A 22,296-nucleotide genomic window follows, 5' to 3' on the forward strand; every position below is an offset into this window, starting at 1 on the left:
GGCATGGTGTTCCTCGACGGCACGAACGTGCGGGCTCATCAGAAGGCGGCGGGGGCTGCCAAAAGGGGGGATCTGGGGCCGAGCGAGACACTCGTGAAGCTCTTGGCCGCTCGCGTGGCGGCTATGGCACCAAGGCCTGCGTGATCGCCGATGGGCAGGGTCGCACCATCGCCTTCCGGCTGGCGCCCGGTCAGGCCCATGAGCTGCCTCATGCCGTCCCGCTGCTCGACCAGCTTCCCGGCGTGCCCAAGTGGGTCGTCGGGGACCGGGGCTACACCAGCCACGCCTTTCGCGAGCACATCTGGGACATGGGCGCGCGGCCTGCGATCCCGCCTCAGCGCCACGAGGCACCCGTCGCCTGCCCGGATTGGATCTACAACAACCGCAATCAGGTCGAGCGCCTCTGGGCCAGGCTCAAGGAATGGCGCGCCATCGCCACCCGATACGAGAAAACCGCCGCCAGCTTCATGGGCGTCCTCTGCCTCGCGGCCGCCCTCGACTGGCTCAAGCGATGACACGCCCTAGGCGGGTCGCGCCCGCACCCTACCGCGCGGCCTGCCACACTGGCACGCCAACCGGTCGCGCTGGCTGATCCTGCCTATAGCTCTGGTTGCCGTAGCGGATCCAGGTGTCGCCGATCGCCTTGACGCGGCGCGCGTTGATCATCAGGACGGCGCAATAGTCGACGCGGACCACGCCGACGGTCGGAATAAGCCGAACAGGTCGGTGGCCGTCCAGCCGAGGGCTACAACGTCCTCGCCGAAGCGATAAAGCAGCGTCGGCATTGGCTTTCTACCCCGCCCTACACACCATCTCGCCGCTACACGGGTAACCGTCGTCGCCATGGTAGAGCCGTCGTGACGCATGCTGTTTGTTCTTGATCCGTTCTTGCCGGACCCGGAGCCGCGATACATCCCCCGACCCCCGAAGCGCCTGTGGAGAGCCAGCCGCCATCTTGCCGCGGCGCTCGTGATCGCGGAGCCAGCGCGCAGGTGGACACCCTCGGGGACATCGCAGGCGATCGCGTCGTAGTGGAGTGCTTGTCCTGCAGACGGAGGGGCGTCTACGCGTTGGACGGCCTTGTGGCGCAGTTCGGGCCCTCGATGCAGCAGCTCGACGTGCTCCGGCACCTGTCGAGCTCGTGCCGGCATCAGCGCCGGCCATGATAGCTGCCCCCGCGCAAATACGAGAGCGCGTTCCAGGCCAGACTCATCCTGCCGCCGCCGAAGAAGCAAATCGTGCCGACGCCGATTCAGCGCGGCCTGAACGTCGAGGCCTGGACGACGTCGGACTCAATCGAGTGGCACCTGGCGACGGTGTGGAGCTTCGAGCTCGGCCATCTCGTGCTGATGCGGCAGCGAAGCTCTACCCAGACCAGGAAATCACCCTGCATCAGGCCTGCCGGGTCAACGGGAAGCGACAGAAGCCAGAGTGAACGGCGAATGCGTCTCCTGCTCCCCGATCGCCCTGAAGCGAGTTCAGGAGGGCGACTTGCCCCGGGTAGGCGGTGCCACCGCCACGATCGTCCAGCAAATCGCGCTCGGCCAATCGCTCGGATCGAGCTGCGAAAGAGCGATGGAAGCGCGCAGAGCGGTGAACGGGAATGCGAGCGGATGCATCATGCGAGGCTGATAGCTCAGCCAACCTCCGCGATCATTCCCTCCGGCGATACAACTCGTCCAAAGCGCCAATCCGTAGCTTTTGCATTCCAGTTTTGCTGAGCCATGTGCAAAAGCTCAGCCGGCACTCTTCGCGTTCACTCCTCACGCCAGCCGCATCCACACCTCGGCTGCGAGCATCACCAGGAAGCCCAACTCGATCAGGTGAAGCGGGAAACGGTTCCTTGCGCTTTTTGCACGGAAGGGGTCGTCGCTCACGGCGGCGCGAGCCCCGCCAACAGGATCGCGGTCCGCACGGCAAGCCGCCGAGCGCCATTCTTCGCCGCGGGGGTCGGACAAGATGGCAATGGCATGGCGGCTGGCCTTCACCGGGGTAGCAGATTCAGCGTGTGACCACTTGCGAACCCGAACAAGCGCACCGATCCCCCTTCAGGAACGCCTCCACGGCAGCGTTCACCTCGTCGGAAGAGATCGTCTTGGCTTTGATGAGTTCGCCGGTCGTCGGATCTGCCATGGGGCGATCGTAGATCGGGGTGGGGGAGGGCGCTACTGCAACCGGCTTCGAAACTGTGCCGACATTCGTGCGGCCGCAAAACACGTTCTGTTCCGTGTGGACCGATGTGTCCCCGTCACTAAACCCCTGATCGAGTTGCAGTCCTTGGCTGGGGCGCCAGGATTCGAACCTGGGAATGGCGGTACCAAAAACCGCTGCCTTACCACTTGGCGACGCCCCACCAGAGGACGGCGCTGTCTAGACGCGGATGCGCGGACAGGCAACTGGTTTGACGGGGGCGGTGGAGAGGCGCGCGATGGGCGGCAGGGTGGCTTTGGTGACGGGGGCGGGGTCCGGCCTCGGGCGGGTCGTGGCGATGGCGCTCGGGCGGGCCAGCTATGCCGTCGTGCTGGCCGGGCGGCGGCGTGCGGCTCTGGACGCGGTGGCGGGCGAGATCGGCGCGGCGCTCGTCGTCGAGACCGACGTCACCGATCCGGCCTCGGTGGATCGGCTGTTTTCCCGCGTGGCGGCGGCGCATGGCCGGCTCGACGTTCTATTCAACAATGCCGGGATTTTCACGCCGGCCGCCGCCATCGACGCGGTTTCGCTCGAGGATTGGCGCGCCAGCGTCGACACCAACCTCACCGGCGCGTTCCTGTGCACGCAGGGGGCGTTCCGGATGATGAAGCGGCAGGATCCCCGCGGCGGCCGGATCATCAACAACGGCTCCGTCTCGGCCCACGTGCCGCGGCCGCACTCGGCACCCTATGCGGCCACCAAGCACGCGATCACCGGGCTGACGCGCGCGACCTCGCTCGACGGGCGGCCCTACGACATCGCCTGCGGCCAGATCGACATCGGCAACGCCGCCACCGAGATGACCGACGGGTTCGCCGCCGGCGTCCGGCAGGCCGACGGGTCGATCCGGCAGGAGCCGGTGATGGATGCGCGGCACGTCGCCGAGGCCGTTCTCTACATGGCCGGGTTGCCTCTCTCGGCCAACGTCCAGTTCATGACGCTGACCGCCACGGCGATGCCGTTCATCGGCCGCGGCTGAGCCGGTCGCTTCGCTCGCGCGTCTTTGCCAAGCGGCGGCCGGGCGCCTAGAGGAGGGCGCAAAGGTCGGTCGCCCCGTTCGAAGGGTGTGCAGGCCCGCCCGAAACTCCACGACACCGACCCCGGATGCGGGTCCGAGAGCCGTTTTGACGATGCTGATGCAGCCGCAGACCAAGACCGAGGCGAGGCCGCCCGCCGATCCAGTGGCGCGGCGGCGCACCTTCGCGATTATCTCGCACCCGGATGCCGGCAAGACCACGCTGACTGAGAAGCTGCTGCTGTTCGGCGGCGCGATCCAGCTCGCCGGCGAGGTCAAGGCCAAGCGCAACCGCGTCTCGACCCGCTCGGACTGGATGGGCATCGAGAAGGAGCGCGGCATCTCGGTCGTCACCTCGGTGATGACCTTCGAGTACGGCGACTGCGTCTTCAACTTGCTCGACACGCCGGGCCACGAGGATTTTTCCGAGGACACCTATCGCACCCTCACGGCGGTCGATTCCGCGGTGATGGTCATCGACGCCGCAAAAGGCATCGAAGCGCGGACGCGAAAACTGTTCGAGGTGTGCCGGCTGCGGGACATCCCGATCGTCACTTTCGTGAACAAGCTCGACCGCGAGGCGCGCGAGCCCTTCGAGCTGCTCGACGAGATCGAGAAGACGCTGGCGCTCGACGTCGCGCCGATCACCTGGCCGATCGGCCGCGGCCGCAACTTCGCCGGCACCTACGAGCTCGGCGGCAACCGGGTCCGCCGCTTCGACGCGGCCGACGACGCCGGGACGGAAGCGGTCGCCGGCTTCGCCGATCCGCTGTTCGACCGGCTGCTCACCGAGAACGGCGAGGCCGATGCCTGGCGCGAGGAGGTCGAGCTCGCCGAGGGCGGGCTGAAGGCCTTCGATCTCGACGCGTTCCGCGAGGGCCATCTCTCGCCCGTCTTCTTCGGCTCGGCCCTGCGCAATTTCGGCGTGCGCGACCTCATCGACGGGCTCGCCCGCTTCGCGCCGCCGCCGCGCGGGCAGGATTGCGACAAGCGCACCGTCGCCCCGACCGAGCCGAAGATGACCGGCTTCGTCTTCAAGATCCAGGCGAACATGGATCCGAACCACCGCGACCGCATCGCCTTCATGCGGGTCTGCTCCGGCCAGCTCCGGCGCGGGATGAAGGCGAAGCTCGTGCGCACCGGCAAGCCGATGTCGCTCTCGGCCCCGCAATTCTTCTTCGCGCAGGACCGCGCCATCGCCGACGAGGCCTTCGCCGGCGATGTGGTCGGCATCCCGAACCACGGCACGTTGCGCATCGGCGACACGCTGACCGAGGGCGAGGACATCGTCTTCCGCGGCGTGCCGAGCTTCGCTCCCGAATTGCTGCGCCGGATCAAGCTCACCGACGCGATGAAGGCGAAGAAGCTGCGCGAGGCGTTGCAGCAGATGGGCGAGGAGGGCGTCGTCCAGGTCTTCGTGCCGCAGGACGGCTCGGGCGCGATCGTCGGCGTGGTCGGCGCGCTGCAGCTCGACGTGCTGAAGGAGCGGCTCCAGGGCGAGTACGGCCTGCCGATCGACTACGACGCGACGCGCTTCTCGGTCTGCCGCTGGGTGGCGTCGGATTCGGAGGTTGAGCTCGACAAGTTCATCGATTCGCACGGCTCGGCCATGGCGAAGGACCTCGACGGCGCCCCGGTGTTCATGGCGACCACCGCCTTCTCGCTGCGCTACGAGGAGGAGCGCTACCCGGCGGTGCGCTTCACCGACATCAAGGACTACCAGAAGCGCCAGGCCTGAGCGCCGGCGCGGATCGGCCGCCGGCGCGGGATCAGTACTTGCCCAGCATCGGGAAATCGACGCTGAGTGTCGATTCCGAGGCCATCGGCGCCTCGCGCTTGCGCGGCTTGCGGTTGAGGACCTGCTTCAGCTTGGTCTTCAGCACCGCCATGTCGAACGGCTTGAGGATGAAGGCGTCGGCCCCGGCCTGGTGGGCGACGTTGATGTCCTCGAAGTTGAACGACGTCTCGGTCAGGATGAAGGGTGTGTTCATCAGCGCGTCGTCGGCGCGGATCTCGCGCAGCAGGCTGATGCCGTCCATCGGCTCCATGTCGAGGTCGGAGATGACGAGGGCGTATTTCCGCTCGCGCAGCCGCTCCAGCGCCACGACGCCGTCGGTCACGCCCTCGACATCCGGGAAGCCGATGCGATTCATCAGCATCACGATGAGGCGGAGGAGCTTTTCCTGGTCGTCAATGATGAGGATCGGTGGCGTCTCGGTCATGACATCGTCTGCGGCATGGAGCGGGCCGTGGGTTCAAGGTCCGATCGCGAGATTGGGTGAAAGGGATGAAAAAACTGCTCACTTCCATCCCGGAGATTGCACCGGAATGAAATAACCCGCCTTAGATGAAGAGGTGGTCGATGCCCTGCTTGGACATCTCCTCGGCCTGAAGCGCGAGCGCCAGCGCGTGGATCGAGCTCGCCTTGGGCGTGCCGCGCTGGAACATCGGCAGCAGGTTCGCCTTGGCGAAGTGCGGGTCGGTCGTCGACGAGCGGATGCTGCTGCGGCAGGAATTGACGAACTCGCGCTTGGTGATCTCGCGCCATTCGCAGATCTGCACGTCGCGGTGGCGGTCGTCGGCGAAGATGCGGTTGAAGGTCTCGTGCACCGAGGTGCGCTCGCCCTCGATCACCTGCGCGGCGAAGTTCTGCTCCACCAGCAGGAAGCTGGTGATCACCGAGAACTCGTTCTTTTTCTGCGCGTGCCGGGTGATCTCGCCGACCTGGCCGGTGCGGACCTGCACGTCCGACGACAGGGTCAGGCGCGAGAAGTAGATCAAGTGGACGAGGCTCGTTCGCTTGGCACGCATGTGAGTCCCGAGTCCCGCGGACGACGTCGGGTTCTACCGCGCCAACGATAAGGGCCGGTAAACGCTGCCGCAGCCGGCAGAAGCTGCCGGGTCGGCGGACCGGAACGGCGGGTTTCTGCCGGGTTCGGCGACGGCAGCTCAACGATATCAAGGGCTTAGCCCTGGCACGGCGGTTGCGCGCCGATCCCCGATCAGGCGACCGCCACATGCGCGTCGCCGACCCGGGAAAGACGGCGCGCCATGGACATCTTCACCGCGTTGCAGACGGCGGTCTCGGGCCTGAAGGCCCAGTCCTACGCCATCGACAACATCTCCGGGAACATCGCGAACTCGCAGACCACCGGGTACAAGCGCATCGACACGAGCTTCGTCGACCTGCTCGCCGAGCAGACGCCGAAGCATGAGGTCGCCGGCACGGTGCTGGCCCAGTCGCAGCTGACCAACAGCCTCCAGGGCAACATCGCCTCGTCGACCGTCGCGACCAACATGGCGGTCAACGGCGACGGGTTCTTCACCGTCCAGGCCAAGACCGGGGACGCCAACGGGCAGGCCGCCTTCTCCGGCACGCCGGTCTATACCCGGCGCGGCGACTTCGCCCCGGACAAGGACGGCTTCCTCGTCAACGGCGCCGGGAGCTACCTGCAGGGCCAGAACTACGATGCGGTGACGGGCCAGGTCTCGAGCTCCGGCCCGATCAAGATCGCCAACCAGACGCTGGCGGCGAAGCCGACCACCACGATCACCTACGGCGCGAACCTGCCGGCGACGCCGGCCACGACCAACGCGTCCAAGGCCGGTGGATCCGCGCTCTACACGCCGGAGGACGCCAACGGGCTCCCGGACACCAGCGCGCTCGTCACCGCGACCGACAGCACCGCCACGGCGAACAAGCAGGTCAGCGCCGGAAACGCTCCCGCGTTCGTCAACAGCAGCATCGCCGGCCCGTCGCTGACCGCCTACACCACGACCGGCGCACCGGTTCAGGTCACCACCCGTTGGGCGAAGATCCAGGACGCCAAACTCGCGGATGCGACCACGACGCCGGCGACCGCGGCCCAGCCGGCGATCTGGAACCTGTTCTACGCCGCCGACAGCTCGGCCGACCAAACCAAGAGCGCCTGGACCAACGCGGGCAGCGGCTTCACCTTCGACAGCAGCGGACAGCTGATCCAGCCCTCCGGCGGCGACGCGACGATCACCGACATGACGGTGAACGGGACCAATCTCGGCAGCATCAACATCGCCTTCGACAAGACCACGCTGACCCAGTACGCCGCCGCGTCCGGCGCGGTGACCACGAACGCCCTGACGCAGGACGGCTACGCAGCCGGAACCCTGAACTCCGTCTCGGTCGGGACCGACGGCAGCATCATGGGCGCCTTCTCCAACGGCTCCTCGGTGAAGCTCGCCTCGGTCGGCATCGCGCGCTTCATCAATCCGGACGGGCTCAAGCCGCTGTCGAACGGAACCTACGCGCAGACGCTCGATTCGGGCGTGCCGCTGGCCGGCCTCGACGGGTCCACGATCGTGGGCGCCAGCGTCGAATCGTCGAACACAGACATTGCAAGCGAATTTTCAAAGATGATCGTTACCCAACAGGCGTACTCGGCCAACACGAAGGTGATGTCGACCGCGCAGACGATGATGTCGGACCTGCTCAACATCATCCGCTGAGGTCATGTCATCCGCACGCGGCAGTGAGAGAGGACCTCCGGCGCCATGGCTCTGAACGCCCTCCAGACGGCCACCGCCGGCCTCAAGGCGACGCAGACCGCCATCGGTCTGGTCTCGCAGAACGTCGCCAACGCGAGCACCGCCGGCTACGTCAAGCGGACGATCACCACAATCTCGTCCGGCGTCGGCAATTCCGGCGTGTCGACCGGGACGATCACGCGCAGCTTCGACGCCGCCGCCCTGAAGCAGCTCCGCCTCGAGACCGCCGGCTCCGCCTATACCAGCACCAGGGCCGACATCGCGGGGCAGGTCGACACGCTGTTCGGCACGCCGGGCAGCGCGACCGCGCTCGACGGCCTGGTCAACACCTTCACCGGCTCGCTTCAGACCTTGGCCGCGAACCCGACCTCGGCCGCCGCCCGCACGACGGTGCTCAACGCCGCCTCGGGCCTCGCCGGCAGCATCAACGGCATCGCGACGAGCGTCCAGGCCCTGCGCAGCGGCATCGAGGCGAGCCTCGGCACCCAGACCGCCAGCGCCAGCACGCTGCTGAGCGGCATCGCCGCCCTTAACGTGAAGATCCAATCGACCACGGACGATTCCACCCTGGCCGACCTGCAGGACCAGCGCGACCAGAAGATCACCGAGCTGTCCGGCTACATCGACATCCAGACCGCAGACCAGCGCGACGGCACCGTCTCGATCTCGACCAGCTCCGGCGTGAACCTCGTCGCCGGCGGCACGGCGGCGACGCTCAGCTTCGACGGCCGCACCACCCTCGGGCCCAACTCGGCCTATTCGACCGATCCATCGAAGCGCAGCGTCGGCACCATCACGGCGACGACGCCCGGCGGCGGCAAGATCGACCTCGGCGAGCCGGGCGTGCTGCGCTCCGGATCGATCGCCGCCAACCTCGAGCTGCGCGACACGACGCTGCCGCAGGTGCAGCGCCAGCTCGACGACCTCGCCGCCGGGATGGCGAGCGCGCTCACCGACACCAGCACGACCGGCACTGCCAGCGGGGCGGGCACGGCGATCGACCTCACCGGGATGCAGCCCGGCAACACGCTGACCCTCACGGTGAAGGCCGCGAACGGGTCGATGCGCAACGTCATCCTGATCGCGTCGAAGGGCGACTCGACGTCGGTCGACCCGAGCCTGACCGACGACGGGACTGCGCAAGCGCAGACCTTCGACATCACAAAAGGCCTCACCGGCGTCCAGCTTGCGCTGGGCAAGCTCGGCGGCGGCTATGGCTCGGCGCTGTCCGCGACCGCCAGCGGCGCGACGGTCACGGTGTCGGGCAGCGGCGGCCTCAGCGTGGTGGCCGCCACGGCGACGAAGACCGCGCCGACGAGCGCGACCGACTTCTCCACCGCCTACCCGCAGATCGCGCTGTTCGTCGACGGATCGGGCAAGGGCCTATTCACCGGGTCGTTCGATGCCGGCTCGCAGCTCACCGGCTTCGCGCAGCGCATCACCGTCAACCCGGCCCTCGGCGCCAACACCGCGGCGCTGACGGCGCCGGGACCGGCGAACACCGGGTCGAGCGCCACGCGGGCGCAATTCGCCTACGACGCGCTGACCACCGCGCAGCAGACCTTCTCGTCGTCGAGCGGGATCGGCGGCGTCGCCGCGCCCTATGCGACCAGCGTGACGAGCTTCGCGCAGGACATCATCGCCGCGCAGGGAGCGGCGGCGGCCAACGCGTCCAGCCTCGATTCGGGCCAGAGCGTCGCGCTCTCGACCGCTCAGGGCCGGTTCGCGAAGTCGGCCGGCGTCAGCGTGGACGAGGAGATGTCGAACCTCATCGCCCTGCAGACCGCCTATTCCGCGAACGCCCGGGTGCTCACCGCCGCCCGCGACATGCTCGACACCCTCCTGCGGATCTGAGGGACAGCCCATGACGACGATCAGCCCCTTCGCCGCCGGCAGCTACCTGACGACGCGGTCGACCTCGCAGCTCCTCGCGATGAAGAGCCAGCTCGACGCCCTGACGACGCAGCTCTCCACCGGGCGCACGGCGGAGACCTATGGCGGCCTCGGCGCGGGGCGGAGCAGCAGCCTCACGGCACGCGCCACGCTGAGCGCGCTCGACGGCTACGATGCCGGGATCGACGCCGCGCAGACGCGGGTCCAGCTGGCCTCCACCAGCCTGCAGCAGATCACGACGCTGACGAGCGACCTGCGCCGCGGCATCGCCACGAATCCGCAAGGCGTCGGCACCACCGTCACCGCCCAGCTCGGCCGGGCCGACCTCGACGGCGCCATCGACGCCCTGAGCCAGAGCTCGGCCGGGCAGTACCTGTTCGGCGGCCGGACCACCGACACCGCGCCGGTGAAGTCGACCGACATCATCCTCAACGGCGACAGCACGACGACGCCGAAGCAGGACGGCCTCGCGACCCTGGTCGCGCAACAGAAGGCGGCCGACCTGGGAGCTGACGGCCTCGGCCGCCTCCAGCTCGGAGCGACCAGCGCCGGCAACACGTTCCAGCTGTCGGAGGACCAAGCCGACACCACCGGCGAGACGCGCGCGAATTTCGGGTTCCGCCTCGTTTCGGCGATCGCCACCGGCGCGATCACGGCCGCCGCGACGAACACCGCCACGCCCGCGACGGTGACCGGGCTCGATCATGCGCCGGTCGCCGGAGAGAGCTTCCGCGTCACGGTCAATCTCGCCGACGGCAGCCAGAAGTCCTTCGACCTCACGGCGTCCGCATCCGTCCCGGCGGGTTCGACCACCGCGTTCGGCCTGTTCGGATCGCCTGCGGCCGCCGCCGCCGGGCTGAACGCTTTCGCCGCAACGCAGGGCGGCACCGTCGCCAGCGTGCAGAGCGGCAACACGCCGACTCTCACGGCGACCTTCGGCGGCGGCGCCTACGCGGCCTACGACATCGGCCTGTCGGGCCAACCCAAGGTGGGCGACAGCATCACGATCCAGCTGGCGCTGCACGACGGCACCACGACGAGCGTGACGCTCACCGCGGCGGCGAGCGGCACCACGGCCACCACCGGCACCTTCGCCATCGGCGCCGACGCGCCGGCCACCGCGGCGAGCATGAAAGCGGCGCTGACCAACGCTTTGGGGGCGGCCGCCGCCGGCCCGCTCTCGGCGAGCTCGACCACCCGCACGGCGGAAGACTTCTTCTCGGCCTCGACCGCCTCCGGCCAGACGCCGAAGCGCATCGATACGTCCGGCGCGACGCCGACCTACAAGGACGCCGCCTCGACCGACACCGTGATCTGGTATCAGGGCGACGCCGCGAGCACCGATCCGCGCGCCACCGCCTCGGTCCGTGCCGGCGCCAATCTCGACGTCCCGGTCGGCGCGCGCGCCGACGAGGTGCCGATCCAGAAGGCGCTCGCAGGGTTCGCCGCGCTCGCCGTCGACGGCATGGCCGATCCGAGCGGCAGCACCGCCACCGGCCGGTACGCGGCCCTGACGAGCCGGACCTCCACCCTCCTGGGCAAGGCCTCGGACGATCCGAGCCTCGAATCGATCGCCGTCGATTTCGGCCTGGCCGCCAGCACCCTGACCTCGGCGAAATCCCAGAACGCGGCGACGCGGCTGACGCTGCAGAACACCGTCGACGGCGTCGAGAGCGCGCCGATCGAGGAGGTCGCTTCCAAGCTGCTGGAGATGCAGAACCGGCTCCAGGCGAGCTACCAGATCACCTCGTCGCTCTCGAAGCTGTCGCTGGTGAACTACATGAGCTGACGCCGGCGCAGCGGGACGGATTGATCGTCCTTGATCCGGCGGGCTATCCTGCTTCGGCATGGCGCGGGCACCCGCCCGCTCGCCATCGGATCGCGCACGCCCCCGCATGGCCCGACGCGCCGGGCAGGGGGACGTGCGGGCCGATCGAACCGCCGGGGGCCGCGATGCGTGAACAGGGAAGGCCGGCGGCGGGGCAAGGCGTCGTCGGGCAATCGCATCGCATCGCCGGCGTCATCCTGATCGCTGCGATCGGGCTGTCGCCGTGCGAGGCCCGCGAATGGAAGAAGGCGCCGCCCAAGGCGACGTCTCAGCCGTGCCCGGGATACGGCACCGGTTTCGTGCGCGCACCGGGCAGCGCGACCTGCATGCGCCTGTCGGGCCGCGTCCGCGCCGGCGCCGACCTGAGCGCCGGCCGCGAGGTCGCCGTCGCCCCGATGGCGGCGGGGCGCTTCGCGATCGACACCCGCACCGAATCCGATCTCGGGCCGGTCCGCACCTTCGTCCGGATCGGCAACGGACGGCCGTGAGAGATCTACAGGGTGCGTGAGAACGAGAGCGGCCCGCTGGCGTTGCCGCGGCCGTAGGGGGAGGGCGCCCGCGACGGCTGGCCGTAGACGCTCGGGGTGTTGGCGCGGCCGAGGTCGGCGGCGAGCGACTTGATCAGCCCCTCGGAGACCGTCCGCGCCGTGCCGAGCACCACCTGGTTGGCCTCGACGGCCTGCGCGAAGCGACGATGGGCGCCCTTCAGCAATTCGACGCCGGCCGGCGCGAAGCGCGCCAGCGCGACCGCGTTGGCCTTGGCCACCTCGAGCCCCTGAAGGTAGGCGCCGGCCAGGGCCGCCTTGGCCTCCGCCTCGGCCAGACCCTCGCGCAGGCGGCCGACGCGGACATGGCCGGTCTCGGCGGCGAGCACGGATTCCAGCGCCTGCATGGTGGACATCACCTCGGCGACGAGGGCGTCGGCGCCGGCACGGTCGGAGACGCGGAAGGCGGGATTAAGCGGCATGGGCCGCCCCCGCGCCGGCACCGGCGCCGCCCTGCATCTTCATCATCTCGGAAAACACCTGGTTGGCGATGCCGACGCCGCCGCTCTTCATGATCTGGCCGGCATATTCCTTGGTCAGCATCGAGCGGTAGACGCCGCCGCCGGTGCCGTTCTCGCCGAGGGGCCCGTCGGTCCCCTCCGACTGGGTCAGCCGGTCGAGGGACGATTCCAGGAACATCGACTCGAAGTCGTTCGCGGTCTTGCGCGCCTTCTTCGTGGCGGCCTCCGTCGAGGCCTGGGCGGTCTTCGAGGTCGTGTCGGCCACGGCGCCGGTGATGGCCTTGCCGCCGCCGATGGCGGCGGAGACCGCGAAGGTTGCGAGCGGTAGCATCGTCTAGTGTCTCCGGAGCTTGGGGGAGGGGGGCATCACATCAGCTCGATGTCGGCCTGCAGCGCGCCCGCGGCCTTGATCGCCTGCAGGATCGAGATCAGGTCGCGCGGGCCGACGCCGAGGGCGTTGAGGCCGTCGACGAGGTCGCGCAGGGTCACGCCCTCCTTGACCAGGGCGAGCTTGTTGCCGTCGCCGGTGTCGACCTTCACGCCGGTGCGCGGCACCACCGTGGTGCGCCCGTTCGAGAGCGGGGCCGGCTGGCTCACCTGCGGCTGCTCGGTGATCGTGACGGTGAGGTTGCCCTGGGCGATCGCCACCGTGGAGACGCGCACGTCGCGGCCCATCACGATGATGCCCGAGCGCTCGTCGACCACCACCCGGGCGGTCTGGTCCGGCTCGACCTTGAGCTGCTCGATCTCGGTAATGAGGCGGATCATGTTGCCGTTGTACTTGGCCGGGATCTGGATCGTGACCGTGGCCGGGTCGGTCGGCTCGGCGGTGTCGGAGCCCATGAAGTCGTTGATCGCGGCGGCGATCCGCTTCGAGGTGGTGAAGTCGGGGTTGCGCAGCGACAGCCGCAGCGAGCGGGCGTCGGTGAGCTTGAACGCGATCTCGCGCTCGATGTTGGCGCCGTTGGCGATGCGCCCGTTGGTGGGCACGCCGCGGGTGATCTTGGCGGCATCGCCCTCCGCCGAGAAGCCGGCGATGGCGACGGAGCCCTGCGCCAGCGCGTAGACCTCGCCGTCGGCGCCGAGCAGCGGCGTCACCAGCAGGGTGCCGCCCTGGAGCGACTTCGCGTCGCCGAGCGACGAGACGGTGACGTCGATGCGGGTGCCCTGCGCCGCGAAGGGCGGCAGGCTCGCCGTCACCATCACCGCGGCGAGGTTCTGCGTGCGCATCGTCGCGCCGCGGGTGTTGACGCCGAGGCGCTCCAGCATCGCCTGCAGCGACTGCTTGGTGAAGGGGATGTTGTTCAGGGTGTCGCCGGTGCCGTTGAGGCCGACGACGATGCCGTAGCCGACGAGCTGGTTGGCTCGGACCCCCTCGATCTGCGCGAGGTCCTTCACCCGCGACAGCGCCATCGCCGCCGTGCCGCCGAGCACGAGCAGGGCGGCCGCCAGGACGAGGCGCAGGAGATCGCGGATCTGGGCGTGGCGCTGGGGCATGCCGGGCTTTTCGGGGTTGCGGACCCGCACTCTCCTGCCAGCCCCGTGCCAGGCGGCCGAAAAGCGCAACCCACTGAAAACGCTGGCCTCTCTTCGGACGCGGCGCCTTCGGGACCGATCGTGAGGCGCGCGTTCCCTGCCGACCCGGCAGCTTCTGCCGGGGCTTTTACCGCTCGTTAACCGTGTCGAACCGACACTCGGCACGGGCCCCTCCGGCCCGTCGGGAGCGATCGAAGCGATGCGTGTCGAGAATCGTCCGGGACCTCTCGGGACGACCTCCGTCGGAGGCACGCGCAGGGCCGAGTCCGGCCCGAGCTTCCAGGTCGGCTCCGGGCCGGGTGCCCAGCGCACCGCCGGCACGGGCGCGACGACCACGCTCGCCGGCCTCGATGCGATGCTGATGCTGCAGGGCGAGCCGGACACCCCGCACGAGCGCCGCCGCCGTTCGGCGCGGCGCGGTCACGACCTGCTCGACGGCCTCGACCGGCTGAAGGCCTCCCTCCTGTCCGGCCGCGTCGCCACCCACGAGCTGCTGGTCATCGCCGGGCGCCTCTCCGAGCGCGCCGAGACCTGCGGCGATCCCCGCCTCGACGGCCTGATCGCCGACATCGAGCTGCGCGCCGCCGTCGAGCTGGCCAAAGTCGAAGCCGCGCGCGGCGTCTGACGCAAACCATCGGGGCTCGCGTCGAGCGCAAGACGCGACCCGACCGCGGCGCAGCACGGCGCGTTCGCTCCGGCGCGACCTGAGAACCGGTGACGCCCAGGGTTGACCGCAGGATGGACCCATGGCTCATACCGTCGTCGGCACCCCTGACTCCGTAGCTCAGCTGGATAGAGCAGCCGCCTTCTAAGCGGCAGGTCGTTGGTTCGAGCCCAACCGGGGTCGCCACAAATTAGCCCGCCCGGTCAACGACTTGGGGGGCTTTTTCATGCCCGCAGCAGCACCGATCCATGTTGCGACGGGCTTCAACACGACCATAACGTTTACAATGGGTTACGGTGCGGCGTAGGTTGATCCGTGCAACACGGATGGAACACAGATTCAGCATCTCGATCCTCACTCCAAGGGAGGTTGCAGCTCGCTGGAAAATGCTCGGCCAACCTCGTCCGCAAGATGATCGACAACGGCGAGCTACCGGCGTTCCGAGCCGGTGGTAAGCTGCTTAGGATCCATCTGTGCGACCTAGAGGCCTACGAGAAGATTCAGAGCTCCGGCGAGGTGCGTTGATCCCCTCAAGGCGATACTCGGGCGCCAAGGGTTGCCGTGGTCGGGCTCAAGGCCGCCATGGATCAGGATAGGCCGCGGACACATGGCGATCGCCGAAGCAAACTCGCCAAATGATTGAGGCGCGCCGTGGAGAGCGTGCGTTGTCGACGGTGCTGGATTGCCAACGGTGGGCGCAGCGCATCGGCGGTCATATGATCAACCTCTTGCGCGTCTCGGCAATCTCACCCTGGTAATGCTCGGCATTCGGTTCGGCAGCTATCTCGATCGAGACGCTATCAGCGCGAACGACGATGCGCACGACAACCAAGCCTGCAGCCTGAGCACCACGGATCGCGCGTGTGATGTCGGCTTGGGTGATGGCGGCGGCGCGACGGGGCATAAACTGAACCCTGCTGTACGAGGGTTTTGGCACAGAGGCAGGCTCGGAAGACAGGATGGATCACGAGGCCCGTCTCAACAGCCTGATCAAGCGGGTAGCAGATGCGCCGGCTCCGTCCCGCGAGCTCTTCGCTGAGGTGTGGTTCGCTACCACCGGCAAGCAGCATCCCGACATTAAAGGCCGGTTCGCCATCCTCATGGACGCCACAGCCTGGACCGAAGCAGCGCTGCTCACTGTGGCGTGCGCGCTCCCAGACTGGCGCGTCGTGACGAAGGCCAACCGCGGGGCTGGCGAGGCACTGATGCTGCCGCCTGACCACGTGGGCAGTGTGCCAGAGTGCTTCAGCGATACCGTGCGGCATGCCGGAGGGGCTGCGCTGGCGATCCTCCAGGCGATGCTGGTGGCGAAGGCGGAGGGTCGGTGATGGCGCCGCCTCGGCGTCGCGGATCTGACGAGTCTCGTGAACCTGCTGCCGAGTGAGTCGGAGGTCTACGAGCTTAGCGGACGTGCTGATGAGCAGGGCCGCACGGCAGAACTGAACTCAGTACCGCTGCCAAAAGCGGTGGATCAAGTGCCGGAAGGTGCGCAGGCCTGCACATCGCTGTTGAGTTGTTCACCCTCATAAATCTAAGATTGCACAACAGTCATGCCTTGCGGGAGGTCCGCTGTCGGGCAATCACATTGAGACAGAAATGCCAGTGAAAGTCTACGAACGCCTCGTGATCCTTAATCACATGGTCAGTCGCTCTTCGTCAAAAGCTGGACAAGAATTCACACCACCAACGCATTCGGCCGAAGAGCTTCTTGGCATAGTCGAGATGCGGCGCTTATTGGGCTTTGCTGTTGAATATCTGGGCGCGACTGACGATACGGACGAAGCCATCCGAGCAGCTAATGGATTAAATCACGATTTTATACGCCTGAAGAACAGCTATTCGATTGAAGAAGATGGCCGTAAATACATTGTATTATTTTTTGAGAGCGCTAACCAGATGGAGAAAAGTCTATCGGTGATACACCAAAGAAATTTTCGCGGCCGTCAAATCTCAGGTGATGAAGACGAGGTTGGCGCATCGACTGCTCACGTCGTCGTGCGCTTGCCCGCAAATGGCGAATATGACGATGGATCATACCGATGTGCGATTGAGCATGTTAGTGGCGGGGTGACCAGGAAGAACATTAGCGCCCTGCTAAGACGGCAGCTTCGACGTCACGCTCGCGCTGAAGATTGGACTTTTGAGATATATAGAAAAAATTAAGAAAGGGAAACATGAAGCCAAGAGTTTTAGATATTCTCCGAAGATAGACCTCTTAGCTGATGTTGGTCGAGCTCTTGCTGACGGTACGGCATCTAGTCGAGTACTTACCTCGATCACTTTCACCAAGAGATCGGAGAGGCGATCGACTGCGAATGAAACGTCCATCAAGCACGCTGAGTACGAGGCCGACGTCGCCATCAAAGTCGCCATGTCGCAAGGGCCGAAGGATCCCGCCGAGCGCCGCACGTGGGTCCAGCGAATTCGTGACCAGTATAACGATCAAGGGTACACCTCCCACCTTCTCTTCCGCAGCGCCGGGGGCTCGGGCGTGAGCGGCAAGGTGCATCAGGACGTCGAAGGGGCGGCCGACCTGCTTTTGTGTCCGAAAGAGGTTATATCGCTTGATGCGCCTCCTGATCGTTGGCGAGAGGACGTCAGCGACGATGTGATCGGGAAGCTGCGCGAGTTGGTCGACAGGGACAGCTTATGGCAACGCGCCGGGTAGGATTGCAGGATGTCAGGCAGGGCGGTCCACCGTCCCGCCTCCGCCTGCTTGCTCCCCTCCGGTATAGGGCCATTCAGGGCGCAGACAAAGGCTGGTACGACACCCAACTCCCTTTGATTTTCGCGGCACTGGGATGGACCTTTTACGTCTGCTTGTCTCCCAAGTTCCCCCTGTTCGGGGAAACAGGCCTGCTTCGTTTCGCGCGCGATCTCCTGGTAATGGCGGTGCCGTTTTTAGTTGGTGCGCTAGCATCTGTTTCGATGGGAACGCCCGGACCGGCTTTTGACCGGCGACCTCTCGGCGCAGAACTTGTTCTTGATGGCGAGGTGCTCAGCCTAAGGCAATTCGTCTGCTACCTGCTCGGATATCTATCACTGGTTGGTTCAATAACTTTGGGGCTGGTAGTTTTTGCAAGCCTTATGCATGACCCGGTTGTTGCTTGGACCAAGGGATACCCAACACTTAAATTGGTGGTCCACTACGCTGGTGCCGGTATCTTGTCTGTCCTGCTGTCTGCTTTGACCGTCACCGTTTTCTGGGCCCTTTTTTTTCTGACGGATATCGTTAATCGGAGGCCGTAGACGCTCTCTGCGGGCTTGGTAGCAGTCCGAGCTTCACCCGCGGTCATCGGGCTAGCGGGTGATCTCTGTCACCGCTCAGCAGAGGCAACAGATCCCCGCTCGCTGGGCCCAACCTTTCGCCGATCGCGTCCGGCTACCAGTGCACGATCGCGGTGCCGACGCGCGAGGTATCGTAGGCGGTTCGCCCGGTTGCCGTCCGGCATCCGCATCAGCTCGGCGGCGCTGGGGATGCGATCGGATGCCATCAGAACGCCGCCCGGCGGGCGAATTCTCGATCCTCAGCCTGGGTCCGGCTTTTTTCTGCGTCATAGGTCCGGATCGCCTTCACGATCTGGTCCACCACGCCGATCTGAGCTCCGCTGGCGTCGATGCCGTAGCTCCAGCAGTTATTGACCCCATAAGGGGTACCGTTCCCATTCGCTGGCGCTGCCGTCGCGACCGGGATGCGCTTGCCGTCTGGCAGGGGGACGTAGGCATCAGGCATACGGCCTTCGCCGAACAGGGCCATTTGTGGCGTGTCCGCAATACCGTCGTTGGCATAGGCGTTCAGGGAGACGGGCCTGCGGCTTGGCATGATGCCGCCGGTGGCGAAGGGCGAGAAGCTGAAGTTCGACAGGCCGGAGTCATTGCCGCAGCCGAACAGGCCTAACAGGAACCCGCCGCCGCCCTTGGCCACCGATCCGAACAGGCTCGACGTGATGCGGCTCACCGTGCCCTGATCCAACACATACTCCCCGTGGCGCCATCCTCCGGATGAGACCTTCCTCGACAGGGCGACCGCAACGGGTAGGGTCATTCGCATGCGTCACGCCCTGCTCACCGCCATCGTCATGTTGCAGGGCGGGGGCGCATTCGCTGCCGAGCCGATCATCGGCCGCGCGAGCGTCACCGATGGCGACACGGTGGTGATCCACGGCACCCGTATCCGTCTCTTCGGGATCGACGCGCCAGAGAGCGCCCAGGTGTGCGAGGACGCCGCCGGCAAGGAGTACCGCTGCGGCCAGGTCGCTGCCCTCGCGCTGTCTGATTGGATTGGCGAGGCGCCAATCTCATGTGAGCCCCGGGACACCGACCGCTACGGTCGCACTGTCGCCATCTGTAGGAAGGGCCCTGAGGACCTGAACGCTTGGATGGTGGCGCAGGGCCACGCCGTCGCGTTCCGGCGCTACTCAAGCGACTATGCGGGACAGGAAGCGCAGGCACGTGCGGCCAAGCGCGGGATCTGGGCTGGCACGTTCGAAGACCCGGCGGGCTGGCGCCGGACCCGTCGAGGTGGAGCAGCGGCGCGAGCGGCCGATGAGCCGACACCGGCCGGATCGAACGCTTCGATGACCTGCACGATCAAGGGCAACATCTCGGCCAAGGGTGATCGGATCTACCACCTGCCAGGGACGAGCGCCTACACGCGCACCGTGATCGACGAGAAGGCCGGCGAGCGCATGTTCTGCACCGAGGACGAGGCGAAAGCAGCCGGGTGGCGGGCACCGCGCGGATGAGATGGATCCAGAGGAGGCGGCGTTCAGACGCCAACCATGAACCAGAGTCCGACGCCCCCCCAATTTGATCGGGGTGCGCCTATCGAGACGCTCGCCGGCACGATCGAGCGCGTCACCTTCCACAACGCCGAGACTGGCTTCTGCGTGCTCAAGGTCCAGGCGCGGGGAAAGCGCGACCTTGTGCCGGTGATCGGCCATGCGCCTGCCATTGCCGCCGGTGAATGGATCACCGCGACCGGGATCTGGTTCACCGACCGGCAGCACGGGCTCCAGTTCAAAGCCGACACGCTCAAGGCTACGCCACCGACCGGGGTGGAGGGCATCGAGCGTTATCTCGCCTCGGGCTACATGCGCGGCATCGGGCCGGCCATGGCCAAGCGCATAGTGGCGCTGTTCGGAGAAGCCACCTTCGAGGTCATCGAAGCCGATCCCGAGCGCCTGAAAGAGGTCTCCGGCATCGGGCCAACGCGGGCGGCTCGCATCGTCTCCGGCTGGGCCGAGCAGAAGGCCGTTCGCGAGATCATGATCTTCCTACACGCGCACGGGGTCGGCACGGCGCGCGCGGTGCGAATCTTCAAGACCTACGGCTACGAGTCGATCGCCGTGATGACCGAGGATCCCTATCGGCTCGCGCGCGACATCCGCGGCATCGGCTTCCGGACAGCGGACGCGATCGCGATGCGTCTCGGGCTGACCAAGGAGGCGCCGCAGCGGCTGCGGGCCGGCGTGTCGTTCGCTTTGCAGACGGCCATGGACGAGGGGCATTGCGGTCTGCCGATCGAGCGGCTGATCGTGCTGGCTCAGAAGCTCCTCGAGGTCGACGTCGTCCTCGTCCGCACCGCGGTTGCCGACGAGCTCGCGCGTGGCGAGGAGGTCATCGCCGACACGGTCGACAATGAGCCCTGCATCTTTTTGAAAGGCCTACATGCGGCTGAACGAGCGATCGCAGAGCGGCTCGTCACCCGGGCTCGTGGTTCACCACCCTGGCCCAGCATCGACCTCGACAAGGCTCGGCCCTGGGTCGAGGCGAAGACCGGCAAGATGCTGTCGCCCTCCCAGGCCGAAGCCATCCGCCTGACGCTGGCTTCGAAGCTCTGCGTCATCACCGGCGGTCCCGGCGTCGGCAAGACCAGCACCCTCGACTCGCTGCTGCGCATCCTCACGGCCAAGGGCGTGAAGGTGCTACTCGCCGCACCCACAGGGCGTGCCGCCAAGCGGATGACCGAGCAGACCCGGCTCGAGGCCAAGACCATTCACCGCCTGCTGGAGATTGACCCAAAGCGGGGCGGCTTCTCGCGCAACGAGGAGAACCCGCTCGACTGCGACCTGCTCGTGCTCGACGAGTGCTCGATGATCGACGTGCCGTTGATGAACGCCTTGCTGAAGGCGGTGCCTGAGCGCGCCGGGCTTCTGCTCGTCGGCGACGTCGATCAGCTCCCCTCGGTCGGCCCAGGCCAAATGCTGGCCGACGTCATCGCCTCGGGCCGTGTGCCGGTGGCGCGACTGACTGAGGTGTTCCGCCAGGCAGCCGAGAGCCGGATCATCGTCAACGCGCACCGCATCAACCAGGGCCAGATGCCGGAGCGGCCACAGCCGGGCGAGAAGGCCGACTTCTACCTGATCGAGATCGACGATCCTGACGTCGGTGTCGCCAAGCTGATCGAGGTCGTGACCAAGCGCATCCCGCGCTCGTTCGGTCTTGATCCGATCCGCGACGTACAGGTCCTGACGCCGATGCTGCGTGGCTCGCTTGGATCGCGCAACCTCAACCACGAGCTCCAGCGCGTGCTCAATCCGAACCCGGCTCAGCAGATCGAGCGCTTTGGCTGGCGCTTCGCCCCCGGCGACCGGGTCATGGAGACCCAGAACGACTACGACCGCGACGTCTTCAACGGCGATCTCGGCATGGTGGCGCGCATCGACGAGGAGGAAGGCGCGGTCGTGGTCACCTTCGATGGGCGTGAGGTGATCTACCCCTACGGCGAGCTCGACACGCTGGTGCCGGCCTTCGCTACGACGATCCATAAGAGCCAGGGCTCGGAGTATCCCGCCGTGGTGATCCCGATCGTGACATAGCACTTCAACATGTTGGCCAGAAACCTGCTCTACACCGGCGTGACCCGCGGCAAGCAACTCGTCGTGCTGATCGGCCAGCGCAAGGCGATCGGTATGGCGGTGCGGGGTGGGAGCGCGAAACGACGCTGGCCGAAGCTGCGCGAATGGCTGGCTGGGCCAAATCAGGTGCCATCGCTACGCAATCCATGAGCAACCTTTGTCAGGGTGCCGATCAATGTCGATGTGCCGAGCCGTCCGATGCCGGTGTGAACGACGATTGAGCCGCGTCCGTCCCACGACGCAGTCAATGGCGGCGGCCCACACCCGGCACTCATCCGATCCGTCTCCCGGCGTATATGAGCTGGCTCAAAGGCCCTTCATCCCCGGGCGACTCGAACCAAGCGATGCGAGAGAGCCATGCGTGCCGTCACCTATACTGAAGGTTCATCGATCGATGCGCCGGGCGCACTCGTGGACACGACCTTCGCCGATCCCGTCCCCACCGGTCGCGACCTGCTCGTGCGCGTCCACGCCGTCTCCGTGAACCCGATCGACACCAAGGTGCGGCAGGGGGCCTATCAGCAAGCCTGCACGCCGAAGATTCTCGGCTGGGATGCGGCCGGGATCGTCACGGCCGTCGGTCCCGAGGCGCGCCTGTTCAAGCCCGGCGACGCGGTGTTCTATGCCGGTGCCCTCGACAGACCTGGCAGCAACGCTACCCTGCAATGCGTGGACGAGCGCCTGGTCGGGCGGAAGCCCGACACCCTGGGCTTCTCGGCCGCCGCCGCATTGCCGCTCACAGCGCTGACCGCCTGGGAGATGCTGTTCGACCGTCTCGAC

At 66.9% G+C, this 22,296-nt stretch carries 23 protein-coding genes, 2 tRNA genes and 2 pseudogenes; 16 read left to right on the top strand and 11 right to left on the bottom strand.

Annotated features, from left to right (window positions below):
* Positions 1-515 (top strand): annotated as a pseudogene (locus tag MKK55_RS09695) (IS5 family transposase); the annotation flags it as partial.
* 28 nt (positions 516-543) lie between these two features.
* Here MKK55_RS09695 and MKK55_RS09700 read toward each other — a convergent pair.
* The 4 genes from MKK55_RS09700 to MKK55_RS09710 all read right to left on the bottom strand — a co-directional run bounded on the left by MKK55_RS09700 (position 544) and on the right by MKK55_RS09710 (position 2,353).
* Positions 544-696, bottom strand: a complete 153-nt coding sequence (locus MKK55_RS09700; RefSeq protein ID WP_243934456.1) for a hypothetical protein — start codon at positions 694-696, stop codon at positions 544-546.
* A 1,067-nt stretch (positions 697-1,763) separates the two neighbouring features.
* The gene (locus MKK55_RS09705; RefSeq protein ID WP_243934457.1) at positions 1,764-1,988 is read right to left on the bottom strand and encodes a hypothetical protein; all 225 of its coding nucleotides are present in this window, start codon (positions 1,986-1,988) and stop codon (positions 1,764-1,766) included.
* Positions 1,989-2,001: 13 nt separating this feature from the next.
* Complete coding sequence (locus MKK55_RS29020) at positions 2,002-2,133, bottom strand: hypothetical protein (protein ID WP_279596094.1); 132 nt, start codon at positions 2,131-2,133, stop codon at positions 2,002-2,004.
* A gap of 145 nt (positions 2,134-2,278) precedes the next feature.
* Positions 2,279-2,353: transfer RNA gene (locus MKK55_RS09710), tRNA-Gln, on the bottom strand.
* A gap of 75 nt (positions 2,354-2,428) precedes the next feature.
* On the opposite strand from MKK55_RS09710, the gene MKK55_RS09715 reads away from it, so the two are divergent.
* Both MKK55_RS09715 and MKK55_RS09720 read left to right on the top strand, forming a co-directional pair.
* Positions 2,429-3,169 (top strand): SDR family oxidoreductase, encoded by a 741-nt coding sequence (locus MKK55_RS09715; RefSeq protein ID WP_243934458.1) that lies wholly within the window; start codon positions 2,429-2,431, stop codon positions 3,167-3,169.
* 157 nt (positions 3,170-3,326) lie between these two features.
* Positions 3,327-4,943: a peptide chain release factor 3 gene (locus tag MKK55_RS09720; protein ID WP_405044419.1), complete on the top strand. Its 1,617-nt coding sequence runs from the start codon at positions 3,327-3,329 to the stop codon at positions 4,941-4,943.
* A 31-nt stretch (positions 4,944-4,974) separates the two neighbouring features.
* Here MKK55_RS09720 and MKK55_RS09725 read toward each other — a convergent pair whose 3' ends face one another.
* Both MKK55_RS09725 and MKK55_RS09730 read right to left on the bottom strand, forming a co-directional pair.
* Positions 4,975-5,427: a response regulator gene (locus MKK55_RS09725; protein WP_147725058.1), complete on the bottom strand. Its 453-nt coding sequence runs from the start codon at positions 5,425-5,427 to the stop codon at positions 4,975-4,977.
* Positions 5,428-5,548: 121 nt separating this feature from the next.
* On the bottom strand, positions 5,549-6,016 hold the full coding sequence (locus MKK55_RS09730; RefSeq protein WP_147725060.1) for a BLUF domain-containing protein: 468 nt from the start codon (positions 6,014-6,016) through the stop codon (positions 5,549-5,551).
* 240 nt (positions 6,017-6,256) lie between these two features.
* Between MKK55_RS09730 and MKK55_RS09735 the strand changes: the two genes are divergently transcribed.
* The 4 genes from MKK55_RS09735 (at position 6,257) to MKK55_RS09750 (ending at position 11,938) form a co-directional block, all read left to right on the top strand.
* The gene (locus tag MKK55_RS09735; RefSeq protein WP_243934462.1) at positions 6,257-7,690 is read left to right on the top strand and encodes a flagellar hook protein FlgE; all 1,434 of its coding nucleotides are present in this window, start codon (positions 6,257-6,259) and stop codon (positions 7,688-7,690) included.
* Between the two features lie 45 nt (positions 7,691-7,735).
* Entirely contained in the window at positions 7,736-9,583 is a 1,848-nt protein-coding gene (flgK, locus tag MKK55_RS09740; protein WP_243934464.1) for a flagellar hook-associated protein FlgK, read from the top strand.
* 10 nt (positions 9,584-9,593) lie between these two features.
* Positions 9,594-11,411: a hypothetical protein gene (locus MKK55_RS09745; protein WP_243934465.1), complete on the top strand. Its 1,818-nt coding sequence runs from the start codon at positions 9,594-9,596 to the stop codon at positions 11,409-11,411.
* 164 nt (positions 11,412-11,575) lie between these two features.
* On the top strand, positions 11,576-11,938 hold the full coding sequence (locus tag MKK55_RS09750) for a porin (protein ID WP_243934466.1): 363 nt from the start codon (positions 11,576-11,578) through the stop codon (positions 11,936-11,938).
* A 5-nt stretch (positions 11,939-11,943) separates the two neighbouring features.
* On the opposite strand, the gene MKK55_RS09755 is transcribed toward MKK55_RS09750, so the two are convergent.
* The 3 genes from MKK55_RS09755 to MKK55_RS09765 are packed head-to-tail and all read right to left on the bottom strand — an operon-like array spanning position 11,944 to position 13,953.
* Positions 11,944-12,417 (bottom strand): hypothetical protein, encoded by a 474-nt coding sequence (locus MKK55_RS09755; RefSeq protein WP_243934467.1) that lies wholly within the window; start codon positions 12,415-12,417, stop codon positions 11,944-11,946.
* On the bottom strand, positions 12,407-12,787 hold the full coding sequence (locus MKK55_RS09760) for a rod-binding protein (protein ID WP_243934468.1): 381 nt from the start codon (positions 12,785-12,787) through the stop codon (positions 12,407-12,409). The genes MKK55_RS09755 and MKK55_RS09760 overlap by 11 nt, the downstream gene beginning before the upstream one ends.
* Before the next feature lie 35 nt (positions 12,788-12,822).
* Positions 12,823-13,953: a flagellar basal body P-ring protein FlgI gene (locus MKK55_RS09765; RefSeq protein WP_147725074.1), complete on the bottom strand. Its 1,131-nt coding sequence runs from the start codon at positions 13,951-13,953 to the stop codon at positions 12,823-12,825.
* 238 nt (positions 13,954-14,191) lie between these two features.
* Here MKK55_RS09765 and MKK55_RS09770 point away from each other — a divergent pair, with 238 nt between their 5' ends.
* Complete coding sequence (locus tag MKK55_RS09770; RefSeq protein ID WP_147725076.1) at positions 14,192-14,617, top strand: flagellar assembly protein FliX; 426 nt, start codon at positions 14,192-14,194, stop codon at positions 14,615-14,617.
* 148 nt (positions 14,618-14,765) lie between these two features.
* Positions 14,766-14,842 (top strand) — tRNA-Arg (locus tag MKK55_RS09775).
* 526 nt (positions 14,843-15,368) lie between these two features.
* Here MKK55_RS09775 and MKK55_RS09780 read toward each other — a convergent pair.
* Positions 15,369-15,560 (bottom strand): hypothetical protein, encoded by a 192-nt coding sequence (locus MKK55_RS09780; RefSeq protein WP_147843048.1) that lies wholly within the window; start codon positions 15,558-15,560, stop codon positions 15,369-15,371.
* 55 nt (positions 15,561-15,615) lie between these two features.
* On the opposite strand from MKK55_RS09780, the gene MKK55_RS09785 reads away from it, so the two are divergent.
* The 4 genes from MKK55_RS09785 (at position 15,616) to MKK55_RS09800 (ending at position 17,905) form a co-directional block, all read left to right on the top strand.
* Positions 15,616-15,984 carry a hypothetical protein gene (locus MKK55_RS09785; RefSeq protein WP_243934469.1) on the top strand — a complete coding sequence of 123 codons (369 nt, stop codon included), beginning with the start codon at positions 15,616-15,618 and terminating at the stop codon, positions 15,982-15,984.
* A gap of 274 nt (positions 15,985-16,258) precedes the next feature.
* The gene (locus tag MKK55_RS09790; protein WP_243934470.1) at positions 16,259-16,819 is read left to right on the top strand and encodes a hypothetical protein; all 561 of its coding nucleotides are present in this window, start codon (positions 16,259-16,261) and stop codon (positions 16,817-16,819) included.
* Between the two features lie 208 nt (positions 16,820-17,027).
* Positions 17,028-17,324: a hypothetical protein gene (locus MKK55_RS09795; protein ID WP_243934472.1), complete on the top strand. Its 297-nt coding sequence runs from the start codon at positions 17,028-17,030 to the stop codon at positions 17,322-17,324.
* A gap of 152 nt (positions 17,325-17,476) precedes the next feature.
* Positions 17,477-17,905 (top strand): hypothetical protein, encoded by a 429-nt coding sequence (locus tag MKK55_RS09800; RefSeq protein WP_243934474.1) that lies wholly within the window; start codon positions 17,477-17,479, stop codon positions 17,903-17,905.
* A 244-nt stretch (positions 17,906-18,149) separates the two neighbouring features.
* On the opposite strand, the gene MKK55_RS09805 is transcribed toward MKK55_RS09800, so the two are convergent.
* On the bottom strand, positions 18,150-18,629 hold the full coding sequence (locus MKK55_RS09805) for a hypothetical protein (RefSeq protein WP_243934475.1): 480 nt from the start codon (positions 18,627-18,629) through the stop codon (positions 18,150-18,152).
* 76 nt (positions 18,630-18,705) lie between these two features.
* On the opposite strand from MKK55_RS09805, the gene MKK55_RS09810 reads away from it, so the two are divergent.
* The 3 genes and pseudogenes from MKK55_RS09810 to MKK55_RS09820 form a co-directional block, all read left to right on the top strand.
* Positions 18,706-19,401: a thermonuclease family protein gene (locus MKK55_RS09810; RefSeq protein WP_243934476.1), complete on the top strand. Its 696-nt coding sequence runs from the start codon at positions 18,706-18,708 to the stop codon at positions 19,399-19,401.
* 36 nt (positions 19,402-19,437) lie between these two features.
* Positions 19,438-21,666, top strand: a pseudogene (locus MKK55_RS09815) (ATP-dependent RecD-like DNA helicase).
* Between the two features lie 207 nt (positions 21,667-21,873).
* The coding region (locus tag MKK55_RS09820; RefSeq protein ID WP_243934477.1) for an alcohol dehydrogenase catalytic domain-containing protein at positions 21,874-22,296 on the top strand (423 nt) is incomplete at its 3' end.

The organism is Methylobacterium sp. J-059, from assembly GCF_022829485.1.
Classification (GTDB): Bacteria; Pseudomonadota; Alphaproteobacteria; order Rhizobiales; family Beijerinckiaceae; genus Methylobacterium.

Bases quoted from the DNA above. Each gene is read 5' to 3' on its own strand.
- MKK55_RS29020 (WP_279596094.1), bottom strand. From the start codon at position 2,133: ATGGCAGATCCGACGACCGGCGAACTCATCAAAGCCAAGACGATCTCT.
- flgK (WP_243934464.1), top strand. From the start codon at position 7,736: ATGGCTCTGAACGCCCTCCAGACGGCCACCGCCGGCCTCAAGGCGACG.
- MKK55_RS09745 (WP_243934465.1), top strand. From the start codon at position 9,594: ATGACGACGATCAGCCCCTTCGCCGCCGGCAGCTACCTGACGACGCGG.
- MKK55_RS09780 (WP_147843048.1), bottom strand. From the start codon at position 15,560: ATGCCCCGTCGCGCCGCCGCCATCACCCAAGCCGACATCACACGCGCG.
- MKK55_RS09730 (WP_147725060.1), bottom strand. From the start codon at position 6,016: ATGCGTGCCAAGCGAACGAGCCTCGTCCACTTGATCTACTTCTCGCGC.
- MKK55_RS09720 (WP_405044419.1), top strand. From the start codon at position 3,327: ATGCAGCCGCAGACCAAGACCGAGGCGAGGCCGCCCGCCGATCCAGTG.
- MKK55_RS09795 (WP_243934472.1), top strand. From the start codon at position 17,028: ATGTCGCAAGGGCCGAAGGATCCCGCCGAGCGCCGCACGTGGGTCCAG.
- MKK55_RS09725 (WP_147725058.1), bottom strand. From the start codon at position 5,427: ATGACCGAGACGCCACCGATCCTCATCATTGACGACCAGGAAAAGCTC.
- MKK55_RS09755 (WP_243934467.1), bottom strand. From the start codon at position 12,417: ATGCCGCTTAATCCCGCCTTCCGCGTCTCCGACCGTGCCGGCGCCGAC.
- MKK55_RS09760 (WP_243934468.1), bottom strand. From the start codon at position 12,787: ATGCTACCGCTCGCAACCTTCGCGGTCTCCGCCGCCATCGGCGGCGGC.
- MKK55_RS09735 (WP_243934462.1), top strand. From the start codon at position 6,257: ATGGACATCTTCACCGCGTTGCAGACGGCGGTCTCGGGCCTGAAGGCC.
- MKK55_RS09715 (WP_243934458.1), top strand. From the start codon at position 2,429: ATGGGCGGCAGGGTGGCTTTGGTGACGGGGGCGGGGTCCGGCCTCGGG.
- MKK55_RS09765 (WP_147725074.1), bottom strand. From the start codon at position 13,953: ATGCCCCAGCGCCACGCCCAGATCCGCGATCTCCTGCGCCTCGTCCTG.
- MKK55_RS09785 (WP_243934469.1), top strand. From the start codon at position 15,616: ATGGATCACGAGGCCCGTCTCAACAGCCTGATCAAGCGGGTAGCAGAT.
- MKK55_RS09750 (WP_243934466.1), top strand. From the start codon at position 11,576: ATGCGTGAACAGGGAAGGCCGGCGGCGGGGCAAGGCGTCGTCGGGCAA.
- MKK55_RS09810 (WP_243934476.1), top strand. From the start codon at position 18,706: ATGCGTCACGCCCTGCTCACCGCCATCGTCATGTTGCAGGGCGGGGGC.
- MKK55_RS09770 (WP_147725076.1), top strand. From the start codon at position 14,192: ATGCGTGTCGAGAATCGTCCGGGACCTCTCGGGACGACCTCCGTCGGA.